This window comes from Vibrio sp. SCP2 (assembly GCF_059295395.1).
Map to the genome: position 1 here is coordinate 179,002 of NZ_JCAFVV010000002.1, position 18,446 is coordinate 197,447.

16 protein-coding genes are annotated in these 18,446 nt (G+C 45.4%); 10 read left to right on the top strand and 6 right to left on the bottom strand.

Translation table 11 applies throughout. The features are described 5' to 3' along the window. Nucleotides 1–49 precede the first annotated feature (49 nt). Genes AC5O63_RS08760 through AC5O63_RS08770 form a run of 3 tightly spaced genes read right to left on the bottom strand, consistent with a single transcriptional unit; the run spans nt 50 to nt 2,758 of the window. Nucleotides 50–835 (bottom strand): sulfite exporter TauE/SafE family protein, encoded by a 786-nt coding sequence (locus AC5O63_RS08760; protein ID WP_494504672.1) that lies wholly within the window; start codon nt 833–835, stop codon nt 50–52. A 13-nt stretch (nt 836–848) separates the two neighbouring features. After that, nucleotides 849–1,724: an NAD(P)-dependent oxidoreductase gene (locus tag AC5O63_RS08765; RefSeq protein WP_494504673.1), complete on the bottom strand. Its 876-nt coding sequence runs from the start codon at nt 1,722–1,724 to the stop codon at nt 849–851. Nucleotides 1,725–1,738: 14 nt separating this feature from the next. Next, nucleotides 1,739–2,758 carry a TauD/TfdA family dioxygenase gene (locus tag AC5O63_RS08770; RefSeq protein ID WP_494504674.1) on the bottom strand — a complete coding sequence of 340 codons (1,020 nt, stop codon included), beginning with the start codon at nt 2,756–2,758 and terminating at the stop codon, nt 1,739–1,741. Between the two features lie 160 nt (nt 2,759–2,918). Between AC5O63_RS08770 and AC5O63_RS08775 the strand changes: the two genes are divergently transcribed. Then, complete coding sequence (locus tag AC5O63_RS08775) at nt 2,919–4,259, top strand: aminotransferase-like domain-containing protein (protein ID WP_494504675.1); 1,341 nt, start codon at nt 2,919–2,921, stop codon at nt 4,257–4,259. 64 nt (nt 4,260–4,323) lie between these two features. Here the strand turns inward: AC5O63_RS08775 and ansA are convergent, their stop codons facing one another. Then, on the bottom strand, nt 4,324–5,340 hold the full coding sequence (ansA, locus tag AC5O63_RS08780; protein WP_004749650.1) for an asparaginase: 1,017 nt from the start codon (nt 5,338–5,340) through the stop codon (nt 4,324–4,326). A 156-nt stretch (nt 5,341–5,496) separates the two neighbouring features. After that, the gene (gene sppA, locus AC5O63_RS08785; protein ID WP_494504676.1) at nt 5,497–7,347 is read right to left on the bottom strand and encodes a signal peptide peptidase SppA; all 1,851 of its coding nucleotides are present in this window, start codon (nt 7,345–7,347) and stop codon (nt 5,497–5,499) included. A gap of 200 nt (nt 7,348–7,547) precedes the next feature. Between sppA and AC5O63_RS08790 the strand changes: the two genes are divergently transcribed. Then, on the top strand, nt 7,548–9,560 hold the full coding sequence (locus tag AC5O63_RS08790) for a 2,4-dienoyl-CoA reductase FMN-binding domain-containing protein (protein ID WP_494504677.1): 2,013 nt from the start codon (nt 7,548–7,550) through the stop codon (nt 9,558–9,560). 64 nt (nt 9,561–9,624) lie between these two features. On the opposite strand, the gene purU is transcribed toward AC5O63_RS08790, so the two are convergent. Continuing rightward, nucleotides 9,625–10,458 (bottom strand): formyltetrahydrofolate deformylase, encoded by an 834-nt coding sequence (purU, locus tag AC5O63_RS08795; RefSeq protein ID WP_494504678.1) that lies wholly within the window; start codon nt 10,456–10,458, stop codon nt 9,625–9,627. A 197-nt stretch (nt 10,459–10,655) separates the two neighbouring features. Here purU and AC5O63_RS08800 point away from each other — a divergent pair, with 197 nt between their 5' ends. From AC5O63_RS08800 to rnd, 8 genes are all read left to right on the top strand, one after another. After that, a complete protein-coding gene (locus AC5O63_RS08800; RefSeq protein ID WP_004746521.1) occupies nt 10,656–10,859 on the top strand; it encodes a hypothetical protein in 204 nt (67 codons plus the stop codon). A 91-nt stretch (nt 10,860–10,950) separates the two neighbouring features. Beyond that, nucleotides 10,951–12,864: a DNA repair helicase YoaA gene (yoaA, locus tag AC5O63_RS08805; protein WP_494504679.1), complete on the top strand. Its 1,914-nt coding sequence runs from the start codon at nt 10,951–10,953 to the stop codon at nt 12,862–12,864. An 84-nt stretch (nt 12,865–12,948) separates the two neighbouring features. Next, a complete protein-coding gene (gene tsaB, locus AC5O63_RS08810) occupies nt 12,949–13,650 on the top strand; it encodes a tRNA (adenosine(37)-N6)-threonylcarbamoyltransferase complex dimerization subunit type 1 TsaB (RefSeq protein ID WP_494504680.1) in 702 nt (233 codons plus the stop codon). A gap of 34 nt (nt 13,651–13,684) precedes the next feature. Further along, nucleotides 13,685–13,987: a chromosome partitioning protein ParA gene (locus AC5O63_RS08815; protein WP_171321100.1), complete on the top strand. Its 303-nt coding sequence runs from the start codon at nt 13,685–13,687 to the stop codon at nt 13,985–13,987. Nucleotides 13,988–14,008: 21 nt separating this feature from the next. Further along, nucleotides 14,009–14,563, top strand: a complete 555-nt coding sequence (locus tag AC5O63_RS08820; protein ID WP_494504681.1) for a Slp family lipoprotein — start codon at nt 14,009–14,011, stop codon at nt 14,561–14,563. Next, the gene (locus AC5O63_RS08825) at nt 14,563–15,417 is read left to right on the top strand and encodes an alpha/beta fold hydrolase (protein ID WP_494504682.1); all 855 of its coding nucleotides are present in this window, start codon (nt 14,563–14,565) and stop codon (nt 15,415–15,417) included. The genes AC5O63_RS08820 and AC5O63_RS08825 overlap by 1 nt, the downstream gene beginning before the upstream one ends. Before the next feature lie 112 nt (nt 15,418–15,529). Further along, complete coding sequence (gene fadD, locus AC5O63_RS08830) at nt 15,530–17,218, top strand: long-chain-fatty-acid--CoA ligase FadD (RefSeq protein WP_171321103.1); 1,689 nt, start codon at nt 15,530–15,532, stop codon at nt 17,216–17,218. Nucleotides 17,219–17,321: 103 nt separating this feature from the next. After that, nucleotides 17,322–18,437 (top strand): ribonuclease D, encoded by a 1,116-nt coding sequence (gene rnd / locus AC5O63_RS08835; protein ID WP_494505002.1) that lies wholly within the window; start codon nt 17,322–17,324, stop codon nt 18,435–18,437. Nucleotides 18,438–18,446 lie beyond the last annotated feature (9 nt).

Below are 18,446 nucleotides of genomic sequence, written 5' to 3' on the forward strand. Positions count from 1 at the left end.
TTAAAAGCGGCCGATAGGCCGCTTAGTAAGAGGTTAACTTATACATAGATTATGCGACTAAAAATTTATAGCCAAGTGAGCACATGAGAAGCGTCAACGAGAGTGAGATTGTTCGTTGGATAAGCTTTGCACCATATTTCATTGCTGAAGCGCTTCCAAAGTGATTTCCTAGTAAGTTCATTGCAACCAAAGGCAATGCCAACGCATAGAGGACGCTACCTGCCAGCATAAACGCAATCAGCGCACCAATATTGGAGGCAAAGTTGAACAACTTTGATGTTGCTGATGCAGAGACTAAGTCAAACCTTAAAAGGTAATGTAGCGCAAGGATTAAAAAGCTTCCGGTTCCTGGTCCGAAGAAGCCATCGTAAAAACCAATGACAAAAACAGCCGAAGGAACGCCGAACAAAATAACATGCTTATTGATTGGTTTCTCTTCAGATGAAGCGTTGTTTTTCTTGGGAATAAACGATAAAACGATACCAATAGGCAGCATTCCCAAAATGATTTTACCAATAGTCTCTGGCTCGAAATATAAAATAGCCTCAGCACCGAAGTAAGCCCCAGCAAGCCCTGCTGGGATACCCGTTGCAACAGCGGTCCAAACGACGCACTTATTTCGCATGAAATTACGTATCGCAGCTATAGTGCCTAGAGTGCTGACAATCTTCTCTTGGCCTAAAGCGATCTGAGGCGGTAACCCTGCCAATATAAAAGATGGAACTAATATAAGACCACCACCACCCGCGACACTGTCAATGAAACCAGCAGCAAATGCTGAAATCATCAGAGCAATTAAAATCCAAAGGGTAATATCATTACCTAGCCATTCCATAGTATTTTGCTCCTTATTGCTGTTGGTATGCTTTTACTAAAACGGATGTATCCATTCGACCAAAACCTTGCTCTTGAAGTGTTTGATACATGCCATCCACTTCTTTGGTCATTGGGAGATGCAGTCTGTTCTTCGCTGCTTCGTTTAAGCAGATGCCTAAATCTTTACGCATCCAGTCAATGGCAAAGCCAAAGTCGAATTCATTTTTAGACATGGTGACTGCGCGGTTCTCCATTTGCCAAGACCCCGCAGCGCCATGCTGTAGTACATCGACGACTTGCTTTACGTCTAAGCCTGAAGATTGAGCGAGCTGAAGTGCTTCGCTTAAGCCTTGCAATATCCCAGCGATACAAACTTGATTCACCATTTTGCAACGCTGACCTTGCCCATTTTCTCCTAGCAGCACAGATTGCTTGCCGTATGCATCAAGCAAGGGAGATAGGCTTTTGAACGTATTTGAATCTCCTCCGCACATAATGGTCAGCGCACCGTTCTCTGCACCTGCTTGACCGCCTGAAACAGGAGCGTCGATGAACTGTACTCCTTTAGCCGAGCAGGCGTCTGCGAGTTCAAGGGCTAATTCAGCAGAAGTGGTTGTATGGTCAATCAGCACTGAGCCAGCTTCCATGCTGACTAACGCACCATCTTTCCCAAAGACAACACTTCGAACGTCGTCGTCATTTCCTACACAGATTGCAACCACATCACAGCCTTTCGCCGCTGTAGCTGGTGTATTGGCAAATTCACCAGAATATTCAGTCGCCCACTTTCTCGCTTTGGTTTCCGTACGGTTATAAACGCGAGTGTTAAACCCAGCTTTAGAAATATGTCCGGCCATTGGGTAACCCATAACACCTAAGCCAAGAAATGCTACATTTTTGATTTCCATAATAATTTTCCTTTTTAGTCTTTTCCTATGTGTTTTACGTCTGGGTAGGCTTGTACTAGTCGTGATAAAGACTCCATACCAAACAGACGCATCAGCCAGCGATCGGTACCGTCGTCGCGTGGAGAAAACCCTTCTCTGCTATGCAGCAACCTTTGATTCTTAATAATCAGCAGGTCTCCTGGCTGATAAGTGATTGAGTTTTGCAAGCTAGTCTCTTTCAGCTGGGCATCTAGCATCACCAATGCTGCAGCAGCTTGTTCATTGAGTGGCGTTGTATTCTCTTTGTCGTAACGGCAAAGTGCGGTCCCTGATTTATTGAAAGTTAGGAGAGGCAACACAGTGCGAATGTCTTGCCCAAATGAATCAGGTCGAGCTATTTGGAATTGAGGTAAGCTCAATGCATCGATGACTCCTTGACTTAGGTTGTTCAGGATATCGTCTAGCAGCACGAAGTTAGAGCGAACTCTTAGATCTGTACGAAGGGCCATGAGTGATAGGTATTCAGGACAACCACTTTTCTGATTTACATCTTCACTCAATAAGGGGAGGTCAGGATTGTCGACATGGTGGCCAAAAGTATGTGTTGAACCGTGAGAAGACTTTTCGTTCCTAGAATGAATGGAAGGAACAACATGCCTAAATAGAAAGCCATTGTTTTCGGTTTTATAGGCGATAGGTTCAATTTTGGCTAATTGATATATGCCAATATGACAAGCGCTTGCTAAAGGTGTTTTACTTGGAGGTAGGTAGCCTTGGTAAGGAGTTGAACACAGGTCAGCATCGACAGGGAGCCCTCGAATGATTAACGCCGACTGTTGTTCTGAGCGGGTGAAATTTTCAATGGCCTCCACAATATTATTGGGAAGGCTATGTTTAACAGTACTTCCTAGCCACTCTTTAGAATTTAACCATGTACTATCATCACTCATTCGTAGATGTGAAAATGCGCTTTTCAACTTCTGGGAAGAGTCGTATGGGATGTAGATTTCCTGTATTTCGAGCGTTTCTTGAGGCTCTTTTTTTAAATGTAACATTTTCCGTATGCCTAGTTTGACGTTGTTATTATTTATTTGGCTAATGTAATTGTTGATAATGACATATGTCAATAATTTTGTTTTAAAATGTTAATTACATTTCAATGCTAATTAAACTAGGTCATAATGTTCTTAACCGTGAGACAGAGAGGAATTCAAGGTGAGCGAGAATAAGTTTAATCAGATAGCCGAGGCAATTGAGTTACGAATTGACCGAGGTGAATATCCAGTTAACTTTAAATTGCCACCGCACCGTACTCTTGCTGATGAACTTGATACCACGCCCGCGACAGTCGCGAAGGCTTACAAGTTGCTGGCTGAAAAAGGAAGAGTGGAGTCTTTTGTCGGAAGAGGCACATTTGTATGTGGTGAGGTAACACTAAATCAAGCGATTCAACCTCCAGAAGACGAGAAGGATTACAACTTTTCGATTCTTCAGCCTTGTCTATACAAAAATGTTCCACAACTAAAGAAAGCATTAGAAGTGGCTAGTCAAACGCTGTCTGCTGATTTGATTGGTTATACGGAGCATTCGGGGCATGAAGAACATAGGCGAGCAGGTGTTGAATGGGCGAAATATTTTGGCCTTGAAGGTGGGAACACGAAAAATACCCTGCTCACGAATGGGGCGCAGCATGCCTTATCTTTGCTAATAAACGCACTAACGAAGCCTGGAGATGCAATTGCTGTTGAGGCGCTGACCTACCCTGGGATTTTAGCGATTGCCAGTTTGTCTGGCAGACAAGTAGTCGCCATACCTATGGATGAAGAAGGGATGTCGCCTACGGAACTAGAGAATTCAATTCTTCAACACGATATCAAGGCTGTCATTGTCGTTCCTTCTCACCAAAACCCGACAGGGATAACAATGCCAGAGTCTCGCCGAAAAGAGATTGCTAAAGTAGTCAATGACAATGAAGTTTGGCTTATAGAAGACGATATTTATTGTTTTCTGGATCAAATGACTTTGCCAGCAGTGAGTAACTTTGCACCAGATTATGCATTTCATATTTCGGGGCTTTCCAAAGCAATCAGCCCCGCAATGCGTTGCGGGTATGTCAAAGTACCTGATAGACAGGTAGCGTTGATCAATGCTCATATACGCGCAAACATCTGGTTATCTTCTCCGATTAATTATATTGCTGCCACAAATATGATCGAATCTGGCGAGGCGTTCGAAATCGCTGCAAATCAAAGAAGTGTTGCCCAGAAGCGGCAAAAAATAGCGCGAGAAATTTTGACTGACGTTGATAGTTCTGCGGCTGGGTATCATCTATGGGTTCCTTTGCCAAAATCGTGGCCACAGGAACGGTTCATGATGGAAGCCAAAAATCGTGGTGTTATTGTTAGCAGTGGGAGCTACTTTGACGCAAGTGGTGAGGGGACAAACCATATACGTTTATCGCTGATGTCAGTTAGTACTGATGAGCGTTTAGAGGAAGGGCTCTTCAAGCTAAGAGATTTAATGTCGTCCAATATGAATACGGTATTTCCTTTCTAGTATCGCGTTTACCTAACTACCAAAAAACCGGCATAGTCGCCGGTTTTTTAATAGGATTTGGTACTTAAATACTCATTTCACCACGCAGAACTTGCTGCATCTTCACTTTTACTTGCTCGTAGCTAAGCCCTTGGCTGAGTAGGAAGTGAAGTTTCGCCAGAGCCGCTTCTGGTGTCATGTCGTAACCGCTGATCACCCCTGCTTCAGCGAGAGCACAGCCAGTCGCGTAGCCACCCATATTGACTTTACCAGCTAAACATTGAGTTAGGTTAACGACAATAACACCACGTTCAGACGCATCTTTCAGGTGTCCTAACAGCTCAGGGTTCTGCGGTGCGTTACCTACTCCAAACGTCAAGAGTATCATGGCATTTACAGGTTGCAGTAGCGTGTTGCGAATGACTTCATGCGAAATGCCAGGGTACATAGTAATGACACCGATTGGCTGTGGTGTTATGTCATGAACTTTGAACTCACCTTCAGGCTTAGCGCCCACTTCTATCTCACTACTAATTTGGATGTTGATACCCGCTTCAAGCAGTGGTGGAAGGTTTGGTGACGTAAAGGCGTTAAAACCATCAGCATGAGATTTAGTGCTGCGGTTACCACGCATAAGCTTATTGTTGAAGAACAACGTCACTTCATTAATTGGATAGTTAGCGGCAATGTGCAGCGCATTTAGCAGGTTTGCTTGACCATCAGAACGAAGTTCCGCCAGAGGGATCTGCGAGCCAGTGACGATAACCGGCTTGCCAAGGTTTTCGAGCATGAACGAAAGTGCAGAGGCGGTATATGCCATAGTATCGGTGCCATGCAAGATGACAAAACCATCGTACTTATCATAGTTAGCGCGAATATCGTCTGCAATTTGCTGCCAATCTGCTGGTGTCATATCCGATGAGTCGATAAGTGGATCGTACTCATGAATGGTAAACTCAGGCATTTCTGGACGGTGGAACTCTGGCATGCTTGCTAGTTGTTTTTCCATGAAACCAGCCACTGGGACATAACCGTGATCATGGGATTTTTGCATACCAATGGTACCGCCAGTGTAGGCGATATAAATATGTTTTCTTGCCATTGCTTTGAAACCAGTTAATTGTAGGGGGAACAGAGCGTGGGATTATATATTAATCCAAGCCAATAAAAAGGGGGCTTCCGCACAGGAATCCCCCTATCTTGATACTCAGCATTGTAGTCGCTGCGAAACTAATCTAGGTCTGACCAGAGTTACTGACTACTGAACCTGACAGTTTAAACAGAAAGCGTACTGACCTTTAGGGTCGTTGTAGCTTTGCAGCATATTGGCATCTTGAATCACTTGTGTTGCAACTGGTTGTAATGCGGCTGGCAGTAACGCTGTGGCATTGATGCCTAATGATGCGCTAACTTGATTCATAAAGTCTTGCACAAATTGCTGCGCAGGTGAAAGCGGCTCTTCAACCCAGTATAAGTTGTAGCTTTCTACTTCAGCCATTTTAGCGGCTAACGCCACGGCATCATCGAAGTCGCCAATTTTATCAACTAAACCAAGCTCTAACGCATCTTGTCCTGTCCAAACTCGACCTTGAGCAACACCATCTACTTTATCGAGAGGGATTTCGCGCGATTGACTCACTAAGCCGACAAATCGGTTGTAGCCATGCTCGATGCCCATTTGGAAAGCTTGCGAAGCGCCTTTCGAAAGTCCGGTGGTAACACCAACATCAGAGAATGGTGATGTGCCCACACCGTCAGTGTAGATGCCTAGCTTGTTGAGTCCTTTTTCAAAGGTAGTAATAACACTAAAGATACCAATGGAGCCGGTTAGCGTGGTTGGCTGTGCAACAATGCTGTCAGCACTCATTGAGATCCAGTAACCCCCAGAGGCCGCTAAGCTCGACATAGAAACCACCACAGGTTTACCTGCTTCTTTAAGCGCGTCAACTTCATTGCGGATCACTTCAGAGGCAAATGCACTGCCGCCCGGGCTATCTACACGCAGAACAACCGCTTTCACTTTGTCATCGTTGCGCGCTTGGCGCAGAAGGGCTGCTACCGTATCACCACCAACCGTACCGCGTGGCTGAGAGCCATCCATAATAGATCCACTTGCCACTACCACAGCAATATCGTCTGCCGCTAAGTCAAAGCTTGGGCTCATGGTTGATTGATATTCGTAATAATCAACGTAGTTGTAGCTATCTTCTCCATTGCTACCGAAGACATCGATTAGCTGTTTACGCACTTGTTGGCGTGTTGCGAGCTCATCAACTAAGCCAACATTGAGTGAAAGAGCAGCAAGGTCGCCTTGGTTTTCTTTGAGCAGCGCTAGGAACTCATCCATATCTGGCGTAATTGCATCGGCGGAGAGCTGGCGATTTGTTGCAACGTCATCTACGTATGCGCCCCAAAGCTGTCCAAGCCAACGCGAGGCTGACGCTTTAGCCTCTTTAGACATGTCGTCACGTACAAACGGTTCGATAGCGGACTTGTAAGTACCAACTCGGAAGACATGCGTATTCACATCTAGGTTTTCTAGCAGGGTTTTATAGTACAGAGTATAAGCACTGTAGCCTTTGAGCATCACTGCGCCATCTGGAGCGAGGTAGATTTTGTCTGCGTAGCTTGCAAGGTAGTACTGGCTTTGGTTGTACATATCGCCCACGGCATAAATAGGCTTGCCAGAGGCTTTAAACTCATTCAACGCTTTTGCAATGTAACGTAGCTTAGTGAGGTTTGTTTCTGGCATATCACGCAGTGCTAAGACAATTCCACTCACTTGGGAGTCATCTTTGGCGTGACGAATGGTGTCTACAATGTCGAACAAGACGTTTTCTTTAGGCAGGCTTTGACCAAAGAAAGATCCTGTTAATGAATCCATAGGGTTTACATAGGTTGGCTGTTCGACGATAGGTCCTGAAATATTCAGAATCAGTGCCGACTCTTTTGGCACTGTAGGCGTTGGTGTATCTGCACTGGTGTAGATGAAATAGATGACGCCGATACTCGCTAAAAAGATCAGGTTGACGAGGGCAAGACGAATGAAAGTGATGAGCTTCCAAATCCCTTTAAAAAACAGGCCAACGAATTTAAATATTTTTTTCATTTTTTCTCCGCTACGGAAACCGCAGATTAAGGCTTATCCGCTCTATGAGCATTTAAGTTCAGATAAGTTCCATCCTACTTAAACTAGTATACCCAAACAACCAGAAGATTGATCGGTGTTACAAAAATGTAAACAGGTGTTTGATTTTTATTTAAGCTCTTCATATTGTGGTCAGACCACAACAATAAAAGAGTAAAGTGATGTCTACCATGTACCCGAATTTACTTCAGCCACTGGATCTAGGATTTACCCAAATACGCAATCGAGTGTTAATGGGTTCTATGCACACCGGATTAGAAGAACATAAAGAAGGGCTGGGTAAGCTTGCAGCCTTTTACGCAGAACGTGCAAAAGGTGGTGTAGGGCTTATTGTAACAGGCGGATTTTCACCGAATCTACGTGGTCGATTACATCCATTTAGTGCGGAGTTTAGCAAAGCAAAACACGCCAAAGCACATAAAGTCGTTACTGAAGCCGTGCATCAGCATGGTGGTAAAATCGCGCTTCAGTTGCTTCATGCTGGCCGATACGCAATGCACCCTTTTGCGCAAAGTGCCTCTTCGATTAAAGCGCCAATTGCTCGTTTTGCGCCAAGTGAAATGAGCACCCGTCAAATTAAAAAGACCATTGATGCATTCGCCAACAGTGCCGCCCTTGCGCAGCAAGCAGGTTACGATGGCGTTGAAGTCATGGGCTCAGAAGGTTACTTGCTGAATCAGTTCATTTGTAAGCGCACCAATACACGTTATGACGAATGGGGCGGTAGTTATGAAAATCGCATTCGTTTCCCTCTCGAAGTAGTGAAAGCGATACGCCAAGCAGCAGGAAAAGAGTTCATCATCATTTTCCGCCTTTCAATGCTCGATCTGGTTGAGGAAGGCAGTACTTTTGATGAAGTGGTTATGCTGGCAAAAGAGCTAGAAAATGCAGGTGTGACGATTATCAACACGGGTATTGGTTGGCATGAAGCTCGGATTCCAACCATCGCGACTCAGGTGCCACGCGGGGCATTTACTTGGGTAACAGAAAAGGTACGCCCTCATGTCAATGTGCCTATTGTGACTTGTAACCGTATTAACACCCCAGAGGAAGCCGAAAACATTCTTGCCAGTGGCCATGCCGATATGGTTTCTATGGCACGTCCGTTCCTTGCTGATCCTCACTTTGTGATTAAAGCTGAGCAAAATCGCTCTCAAATGATTAATACGTGTATCGGTTGTAACCAAGCGTGTCTAGACAATGTGTTTAAAGGCAAGCGAGCTGGTTGCTTAGTGAATCCTCTCGCGTGTCGAGAAACAGAACTAACGGTGATACCGACCGATGTGAAAAAGAATATTGCGGTTGTTGGTGCGGGGCCAGCTGGCTTAGCCTGTGCGACAACATTAGCGGAAAGAGGGCATCATGTTGACCTGTTTGAGCGTAATGACAGAATTGGTGGCCAGTTCCGTCTAGCGATGCAAATTCCGGGTAAAGAAGAGTTCAGAGAAACGATTCGCTACTTTGCCAATAGAATTGATGAAACAGGGGTGAAGCTTCACCTAGAAACCGATGCCAATTACGACCTTCTTGCTGAATATGATGAAGTGGTGATGGCATCAGGGGTAGAGCCGCGCAAGGTTAAAATTGATGGTATCGAAACGCCAGAAAAAGTGGTTGACTACCAAACGCTTATCAAAGAGAAGACTTACGTCGGTAATAAGGTTGCAATTGTCGGTGCTGGTGGTATCGGGGTTGATGTAGCGACCATGCTGACTGAACCTGTTGGTCACAATCTGGACGATTGGTTGCATGAGTGGGGAATTGATAAAGAAATCTCCCATCCTGGAGGGCTCTATCCGTATCCAGATTCAATGAGTGATAAAACCGTTTGGGTACTCCAGCGACGTAAAGGTCGCGTTGGTAAAGGGCCAGGCAAAACAACGGGCTGGATTCATAAACGTACTTTAGAGAAACGTGGCGTGAACCTACTAGGTGGCGTGAGCTATGACAAGATAGATCAGCAAGGCTTACATATCAGTGTCGATGACAAGCAACAATTGCTAGAGGCCGATACGGTTATCATTTGTGCGGGACAGGAATCGGTTCGACCATTTGAAAATCAATGGCATCTATTAGGCGAGAAGCTTCATGTGATCGGTGGTGCTGATTACGCAGGTGAGTTGGATGCGGTGCGCGCGATTAAGCAAGGTGTAGAACTGGCAGTTAAGTTGTAATTTACGATCTGATTATCATAAAAAAGGTCTCTTCTCGAAGAGACCTTTTTCGTATCTGTGCGTCTTAAAGGATTACGGTCTTATTGCCGTAAACAAAGACGTGATCATTGAGCACTTTGTTGAGAGCTTTGCTCAATACGTTCTTTTCAACGTCACGGCCCGCTTGTGCCATATCTTGGGCGCTAAAGTTATGATCAACAGGAATAACGTCTTGCTTGATGATTGGGCCTTCATCGAGATCGTTAGTTACAAAGTGTGCTGTGGCACCAATGATCTTTACACCGCGCTCATAAGCTTGCTGGTATGGTTTAGCACCAATGAAAGCAGGCAAGAAACTATGGTGAATATTAATAATCTTATGGTGGTACTTTTCGACAAAAGAAGGAGTCAGTACACGCATGTACTTAGCAAGAACTAAGTAGTCCGCTTGGTATTGGTCGATAACTTCCAGCATCTTTTTCTCGTGCTCTTCACGATTCAACCCTTCATGAGAAACGTGGTGATAAGGGATATCAAATTTCTCAGTTAGGCTCTGTAAAGTATCGTAGTTACCCACGACAGCTGCGATTTCAACATCCAAGCTTCCGTCGTAGTTCTTCATTAAGATGTCACCCAAGCAGTGCGCTTCTTTGGTGACAAGAATGACGACTCGTTTGCGATTTGAACCTATCAATTTACGCTTAGTACCCTCTGGCAAAGCTTGGTCGAGGTCGGCTAAAAAGGTCTGATCATTGAAGTAACCTTCAAGCTCGGTACGCATAAAGAAGTGACCGCTTGTGTTATCTACGAACTCGTTGTTGTGAATAATATTGAGTTGGTGTTTGTAACAAATGTTGGTGATCTTTGAAATAAGACCTGGGGCGTCAGTGCAGTGTGTCAGTAGTGTTTTCTTTTCCATTAGGTTCAAACTTCCGTGAATTATTTTTTTTGTATTGTGAATTTTTTACGGGCATCCGAACGGTGAGGTCACCCGCAGTATTGAAGCTACAATTAAACTAATATCGAGTTGGTTTCAACAATTAATCTGAGTTAACCGATTGGCTGAGGTTATTTGAAGAGTGTTTGTTCTCTTAGCGTGTCTTTTAGGTGGTATGTATGGATAAAGAGCTACTAGCCCGTAAATTGTATTCTGAACGAGTAAGCGCCTTAACCGGCGGTAAAGAACTAGACGAAGAAATCTTAGATGAAATGTGGGAAAACCGTGCCTCCCCAAGTGAAGCCGCACGTGCCATGATGGATGACCAACAAGACGGATTCTCTGGTCCTGCTTGGTTAAACCGTTACCTCAATAAACGCTAATCTCTGAGGCTGCTTAGGCGCGAAAATCTCATTCGCGCCTTGGTGCAAAAACTGCCATAATCTCTCCCCCTTTATTAACTCTCTGTTGTGCATGATTTCAAAGACCTTCTCCTCTGAGGGAGCGCTAGGTAAAGCAATACCTGGCTTTCAACCGCGTCAAGCTCAGCTCGATATGGCTGAAGCGGTGGCAAGTGCAATCAAAAGCCAAAGTCAGGTGGTCGTTGAAGCCGGAACAGGGACAGGTAAAACTTTCGCCTATTTGGTGCCAGCTCTGTTAAGTGGTAAGAAAACCATTATCAGCACGGGCTCGAAAAACCTCCAAGAACAACTGTTTCACCGTGATTTGCCGTTAATGACTAATGCGTTAGGTTTTTACGGTCAGGTTGCATTGTTGAAAGGTCGGGCCAACTACCTTTGTTTAGACCGTTTGAGTCGTCAGATGGTTGAAAGCCACAACCAAAGTGCGGATCCAACTTTGCTTAGTCAATTGGTAAAGGTGCGCAGTTGGTCGTCAGAAACCAAAACTGGCGATCTTGGTGATTGTGATGCCATCGCTGAAGACAGTCCGGTTATTCCAACCATTACCTCAACCAACGACAATTGCCTAGGTAAAGAATGCCCAAGTTACCAAGAGTGCTTTGTACTTAAAGCGAGAAAAAAGGCCATGGATGCAGATGTAGTCGTGGTTAACCACCATCTATTCCTTGCAGATCTGGCGATTAAAGAAACCGGCTTTGGTGAATTGATTCCTAAAGCCGAAGTGTTTGTCTTTGATGAGGCGCACCAGCTCCCGGATATCGCCAGCCAGTACTTCGGTCAGTCGCTCTCTAGCCGCCAGATTCAAGAGTTATGCAAAGATATTGAGATTGCTTATCGCACGGAAGCAAAAGACATGCGTCAATTGCAAAAAGCGGGAGAAAAGCTTTATCAAACCGCAATGGATTTGAGAATCGTACTGGGAGAGCCTGGATTTCGTGGCAATTGGCGTGAGGCGGTCACTTCTCCATCTATCGGGCGTGAGTTACGACGCCTAGAAGACTCGCTCGATTTTGTTATTGAAGTAGTCAAACTCGCTCTTGGTCGTAGCCAGTTACTCGATAGCGCTTTTGAAAGAGCCAATACCATTAAGGCACGACTAGATAGAGTTTGTGACGTCTCCATTACAGGATATTCATACTGGTACGAAACAACACCGCGCCATTTCACCTTACACATTACGCCGCTTACGGTTGCCGATAAGTTCCACGAACAGATTGAGTTAAAGCAGGGGGCTTGGGTATTTACTTCGGCGACGCTTGCTGTGAATGATGACTTCGGCCATTTTACGTCTCGTTTAGGTTTAAAACCTCAGGCACAAATGTCACTGCCAAGCCCTTTTGACTATCAAACTCAAGCGCGATTATGTGTGCCAAGGTATCTCCCAGAGCCTAATAGTCCGGGTATGGCGGATAAACTGGTTAATATGCTGACGCCAGTGATTGAGCAAAACCAAGGCCGATGTTTCTTCCTTTGCACGTCTCACAGCATGATGAAAGAGCTAGGAGAAAGATTCAGAGAACGTTTGACTGTCCATGTATTGATGCAAGGGGAAACCAGTAAACAGAAAACCCTTGCTGAGTTTATGGAGCTAGGTAATGCCTTGCTCGTTGCAACAGGGGCGTTTTGGGAAGGGATAGATGTTAGAGGTGACGCGCTGAGCTGTGTTATCATCGACAAATTACCGTTTACTGCCCCCGATGACCCGCTGTTAAAGGCGCGAATCGAAGATTGTCAGCTTAAAGGCGGTGACCCGTTTTCTCAGGTACAAATTCCGGATGCGGTCATCACTTTGAAGCAGGGGGTAGGGCGACTTATTCGAGATAAGAACGATAAAGGAGCACTGATTATCTGTGATAATCGACTAGTGACCCGTGAATACGGTGGCGTTTTCCTGGCGAGTTTACCACCGATACCTCGTACCCGAGATTTAGCTTTGGTACAGGATTTTCTCGAACATAATCAATGATGGTTTGTGACAAGCTAACGACTCGCTTGAGCCGTTTGTGCCCACAAGCCGACAACCAATACAAACGAATAACCAGAGATATCAATGAGTGTAAAGATCCTTGCTCTAGATACAGCAACCGAGAACTGTTCTGTTGCTCTTTTAGTTGACGATAAAGTTTACGTGCGCAGTGAAGTTGCACCTAGAGACCACACCAAAAAAGTACTGCCGATGGTGGATGAAGTACTAAAAGAAGCTGGGGTTAACCTTACTGAGTTGGACGCGCTCGCATTTGGTCGCGGCCCGGGCAGCTTTACGGGTGTTCGAATTGGCATTGGTATTGCACAGGGTTTAGCGTTCGGTGCGGATTTACCAATGATTGGCGTGTCTACGTTGGAAGCAATGGCACAAGGTGTATACCGAAAACACGGTGTAAGCCATGTGGCAACAGCGATTGACGCACGTATGAGCGAGGTTTACTGGGGACGTTTTACTCGTCAAGAAGATGGCACTTGGCATGCTGTAGATGCTGAATGTGTCACCCCTCCTCAATTGGTATCGGACAATAGTGCTGCGGATGATCAGCAATGGTTAACTGCGGGTACCGGTTGGGATGCGTATTCTGAGCAACTTGCTGGCGTAAAATTTACCACAGAAAAGAGCGATGTTTTGTTTCCAGACGCAGAAGACATCGTGCAACTAGCGAAGTTTGAGCTAGCTAAAGGCAATACGGTTGACGCGGAAGAGGCAAGCCCAGTTTATCTGCGTGATACGGTTGCTTGGAAAAAACTACCAGGTAGAGAGTAGTTTAGACAGGACAAATAAGGCATAAGCGGAAAGTATGGTATCAATCAACGGATTACCTCCTTCGGTTCCCGGACCAAATAGGGCCAACAAAACCAATAAGAAGAACGAGGTTAAAAAATCTGGCGATAAAGCTGCGGTTAGCCAACCTACTAAGGTGGCTAACGCGGTGGCGCATTCTATCCGTCATGTCAATGAGTCCGAGATTCATAAAGCGCAAGTCCAATATGATCTTCCTGAAGGCCGCAGCCGTAAAGCGATGGAGGAGTATATGGATGTGATGAACCAAGCTAAGCGCGAGGAACTTTCACAGCTGCTGGGTGTCGATATCTATATCTAAATTAAGACTTTGTGTGACGTTATGACTCAACGACCTTTTCGCTTTTTGTGTGCGCTGGCTGGCGTAGTTTTGCTTTCCGCTTGTAGCTCTCTACCTGAAAACCTCAAAACCGAAAACCCAGATGTTGTTACCAGTTATCAAGAGTGGCAACCGGAGGCGCAAGCCAACGCTGAGGTAAGACTTGGCGGATTGATCGCTGATGTAAAGAATCTTAAAAATCAAACTCGCATAGAAGTGGTTAATCTGCCGATAAATTCTGTGGGCAAACCAGATATCAACCAAGAGCCCCAAGGACGTTTTGTCGCCTACGTTGATGGCTTTGCTGATCCGGTAACCTTGTCTGAGGGACGTCTTATCTCGTTACTTGGAAAAAGCCAAGGCCGAGAACAAGGTAAAGTTGGTGACTATTCTTATGATTTCCCAGTGATGAAGGCGAGTGGCTTTCATTTGTGGCGTATTGAAGAGCGTATCATAGTCCATGATTTCGACAGCTACCTCTATCCTTGTCGCGGTCTCTACTGTAGCGATGTTCGTTATGGAACCAGGCAGGGCAAAGTGATTCAAGAAGTGAAGTAATGCGCGACGAACGAAAACGCGAGATCCTTAATGGACATATCGCAACCATCGAATATGGATGCAGTGAAACGGCCGAACTTTCGGTCGTTTTTTTACATGGCTGGTTAGACAATGCGGCGAGCTTTGAATCTGTGATGGCTTCTCTCCACGCTCTCAATCCGAATTGGCATTTATGCGCAATCGATTTACCGGGTCACGGCCTTTCTAGCCACAAGGAAGCTAGTAATTTCTATCCTTTTCACGACTATATTGACGATGTTTATCAGTTTTTGGCTAACTTATCACCAAACAGACTGGTACTAGTAGGGCATTCTCTTGGTGCTTTGATTGCAAGTTGCTATAGTGCCGCCTTTCCTGAACAAGTCAGTGGCTTGATTCAGATAGAAGGATACGGACCTTTGGCTGAAAAAGCGCAAGAGACAGTTTCTCGTTTAAGGGAAGGTGTGCTGAGTCGTCAAAGAATTCGTAGAAAGCCAACTCGCGTTATGTTGTCTGAACAAGAAGCGATAGAGAGGCGGGCAAAGGTAAATCAGATAGATTCTGAGTTAATTGCTCCAATTATACTGCGTGGGCTTGAAGCTCATCAGTCTGGCTGGATATGGCGGCACGATGTAAAGCTGCAAAGCCAGTCTCTTTATCGAATGTCATTTGAACACGCCGAGTCTTTTCGCCTACAAGTGACTTGCCCACAACTTGTCATCCTTGGTGACGAAGGCTTTTCTTATTTGCAGTCTTTTCAGCATGATGCTTCAGATTCCACTCATTTTGAGATGATCGAAGGGGGTCATCACTGTCATCTGCAAGCTCCTTCTAGAGTATCTAACCTAATTTTTGGTTTAGTTAACAAAATTTAAACAAGTGTTTGAGACTTTCGTGCTCAAGGGCTTCGCCTGTGCTGTAATAGACGACGTTGAAAATAGAGCTTTTCACTCAGATGACAGCCAGTTAATTTCGAGGAGTTTTACCGTGGATAAACCTTGGTTATCACGCTATCCAGAAGATGTGCCAGAGCATATCAACCCAGAACAATACCCATCATTAGTGGAAATGTTTGAACAGTCCGTTCAAAAGTATGCCGACCAGCCTGCTTTTATGAACATGGGCTCGGTGATGACGTTCCGCAAACTGGAAGAGCGTAGCCGAGCGTTTGCGGCTTACTTGCAAAATGAGCTGAAGTTACAAAAGGGCGATCGCGTCGCTCTAATGATGCCGAACCTGCTGCAATATCCGGTAGCCTTGTTTGGTGTGCTACGCGCAGGTTTAATCGCAGTTAATGTAAATCCGCTTTATACCCCGCGTGAGTTGGAGCATCAGTTAAATGACTCTGGCGCGAAAGCGATAGTTATCGTATCGAACTTTGCCAATACGCTTGAGCAAATCGTTGATAACACGCCGGTTAAACATGTGGTGCTAACCAGTCTCGGGCAGATGTTGCCTCGTGCAAAAGGTACTTTGGTCGATTTTGTCGTTAAGTATGTTAAAGGCATGGTGCCTAAGTACGACCTACCTGGCGCAATCTCGATGCGTAAGGCGCTTCACAATGGTCGTCGTCTACAGTACGTGAAGCCTTTCATGTCAGGTGATGACATCGCCTTCTTGCAGTACACAGGCGGTACTACAGGGGTCGCAAAAGGCGCGATTCTGACTCACAGCAATATGATTGCCAATATCATGCAAGCAAAAGGCATGTATGGTCCTGTCCTACAGGATGGACGCGAAGTGGTTGTCACCGCACTACCGCTTTATCACGTATTTGCATTAACGGTTAACTGTTTGTTGTTCCTCGAATTAGGTGGACGCAACTTATTGATTACTAACCCACGGGATATTCCTGGTTTTGTCAAAGAACTGAAGAGTTGCCCATTTACGGCGATAACGGGTGTAAACACGCTATTTAATGCGTTGGTTAACAATGAAGATTTCCACGAGCTAGATTTTAGTAACCTGAAACTCGCAGTGGGTGGCGGTATGGCAGTGCAGCGCGCCGTCGCTGAGCAATGGAAGAAAACCACAGGCGTTCATTTGCTTGAAGGTTATGGCCTAACAGAGTGCTCTCCATTGGTGACAGTCAACCCATATGACCTGACAGAATATACAGGAGCGATTGGCTTACCTGTCCCTTCGACTGAAGTGCGCATTGTCGATGATGAAGGCAACCCAGTGGCAAATACAGAAGTGGGTGAACTTCAGGTACGTGGCCCTCAAGTTATGCAAGGTTACTGGCAGCGCCCAGAAGCGACCAAAGAGGTGATCAATGCTGAAGGTTGGTTATCGACGGGTGATATTGTTAAGTTTGACGATGAAGGCTTGATCCACATTGTTGATCGTAAGAAAGATATGATTCTAGTTTCTGGCTTTAACGTCTATCCAAACGAGATAGAAGATGTTGTCGCGCTTCACGGTAAAGTGCTAGAGGTCGCAGCCATCGGTCAGCCACATGAAGTGTCGGGTGAACTGGTTAAGATCTATGTGGTTAAGCGCGATCCTAGCTTAACTAAAGAAGAGATTATTGCTCACTGTCGTGAACACTTGACAGGCTACAAGGTGCCAAAAATCGTCGAGTTTAAAGATGACTTACCAAAGACCAATGTTGGTAAGATCCTGCGCCGTGTATTACGTGAAGAAAATGACGCAAACCTTGCTAAGTCAAAGTAACTCGATGAGAGTTACGCACAGTTAAGTGTTTGATGGTAGAATGCCGACTATATCCAGTCGGCATTTTTTATGGCCGCAAGAAATCGCTCATGGTGAGAAGTTAGTGAATTATCAGATTATTACTCAAACGGCGCAGCTCGATAGCGTTTGTCAAAGTGCACGACAAGCGGATGTTGTTATGTTGGATACAGAGTTTGTCCGTACCCGTACATACTATCCGCAGCTTGGCCTTATCCAGCTCTTTGATGGACAGAACCTTTCTCTTATCGATCCAACGGTAATAGAAGATATGGCTCCGTTTGTTGAACTGCTTAAAGATACCTCCGTTCTTAAGGTGCTTCATGCCTGCGGTGAAGATTTGGAAGTGTTCCACAATAGCTTTGAGTGCTTGCCATATCCTATGGTCGACACCCAACTTATGGCTGCTTTCCTTGGCCATGGTTTATCGACAGGTTTTGCCGCTTTAGTGGAAAGCTATTTAGGTGTTGAGCTAGATAAGAGTGAGTCTCGTACCGATTGGTTGGCGCGACCACTCACAGACAAGCAGCTAGAGTACGCAGCTGCGGATGTGTACTACTTACAACCATTGTACGAGCAACTGTTTGAGAAAATTACTCAAGCTGGCTGGTGGGACGCCGCGCAGCAAGAGAGTGACTTACTCGCTTCCAAACGCATTAAAACTGTCAATCTAGAGATGGCGTACCTTGATGTGAAGGGCGCTTGGCAGCTTAAGCCAAAAGAGCTTTCAATTCTTAAGCCTTTGGCTACATGGCGTTTGAAAGAAGCATTGCGTCGAGATCTTGCACTTAACTTTATCTTTAAAGAAAACGACCTACTCACTGTGGCGCGTTTGGGTATTCAAAACCATAGCCAAATGGAACAAGAGGGTATGGATTACCGTTCGGTACAGCGTCACAGCGCACGTATTATCTCAATCGTAAAATCCGCCAAGAAGACACCCGTCGACGAGTATCCAGAAAAGATCGAACGCCTAATGGATATGCCGGGTTACAAACAGAAATTCAAAGTATTAAAAGATGAAGTTAAACGCGCTTCGCAGGCTAGCGGATTAGCCACTGAGTTTTTAGCCTCTAAGAAGCAGCTTAATCAGCTAATGAGCTGGGTGTGGAAAAAGGACAGAGATCCCGCCAAGCTACCTGACGTGATGCAAAACTGGCGATTAGAGCTGTTTGGTGAAAAGCTAAATAAGCTTCTCTAGAAAACAAAA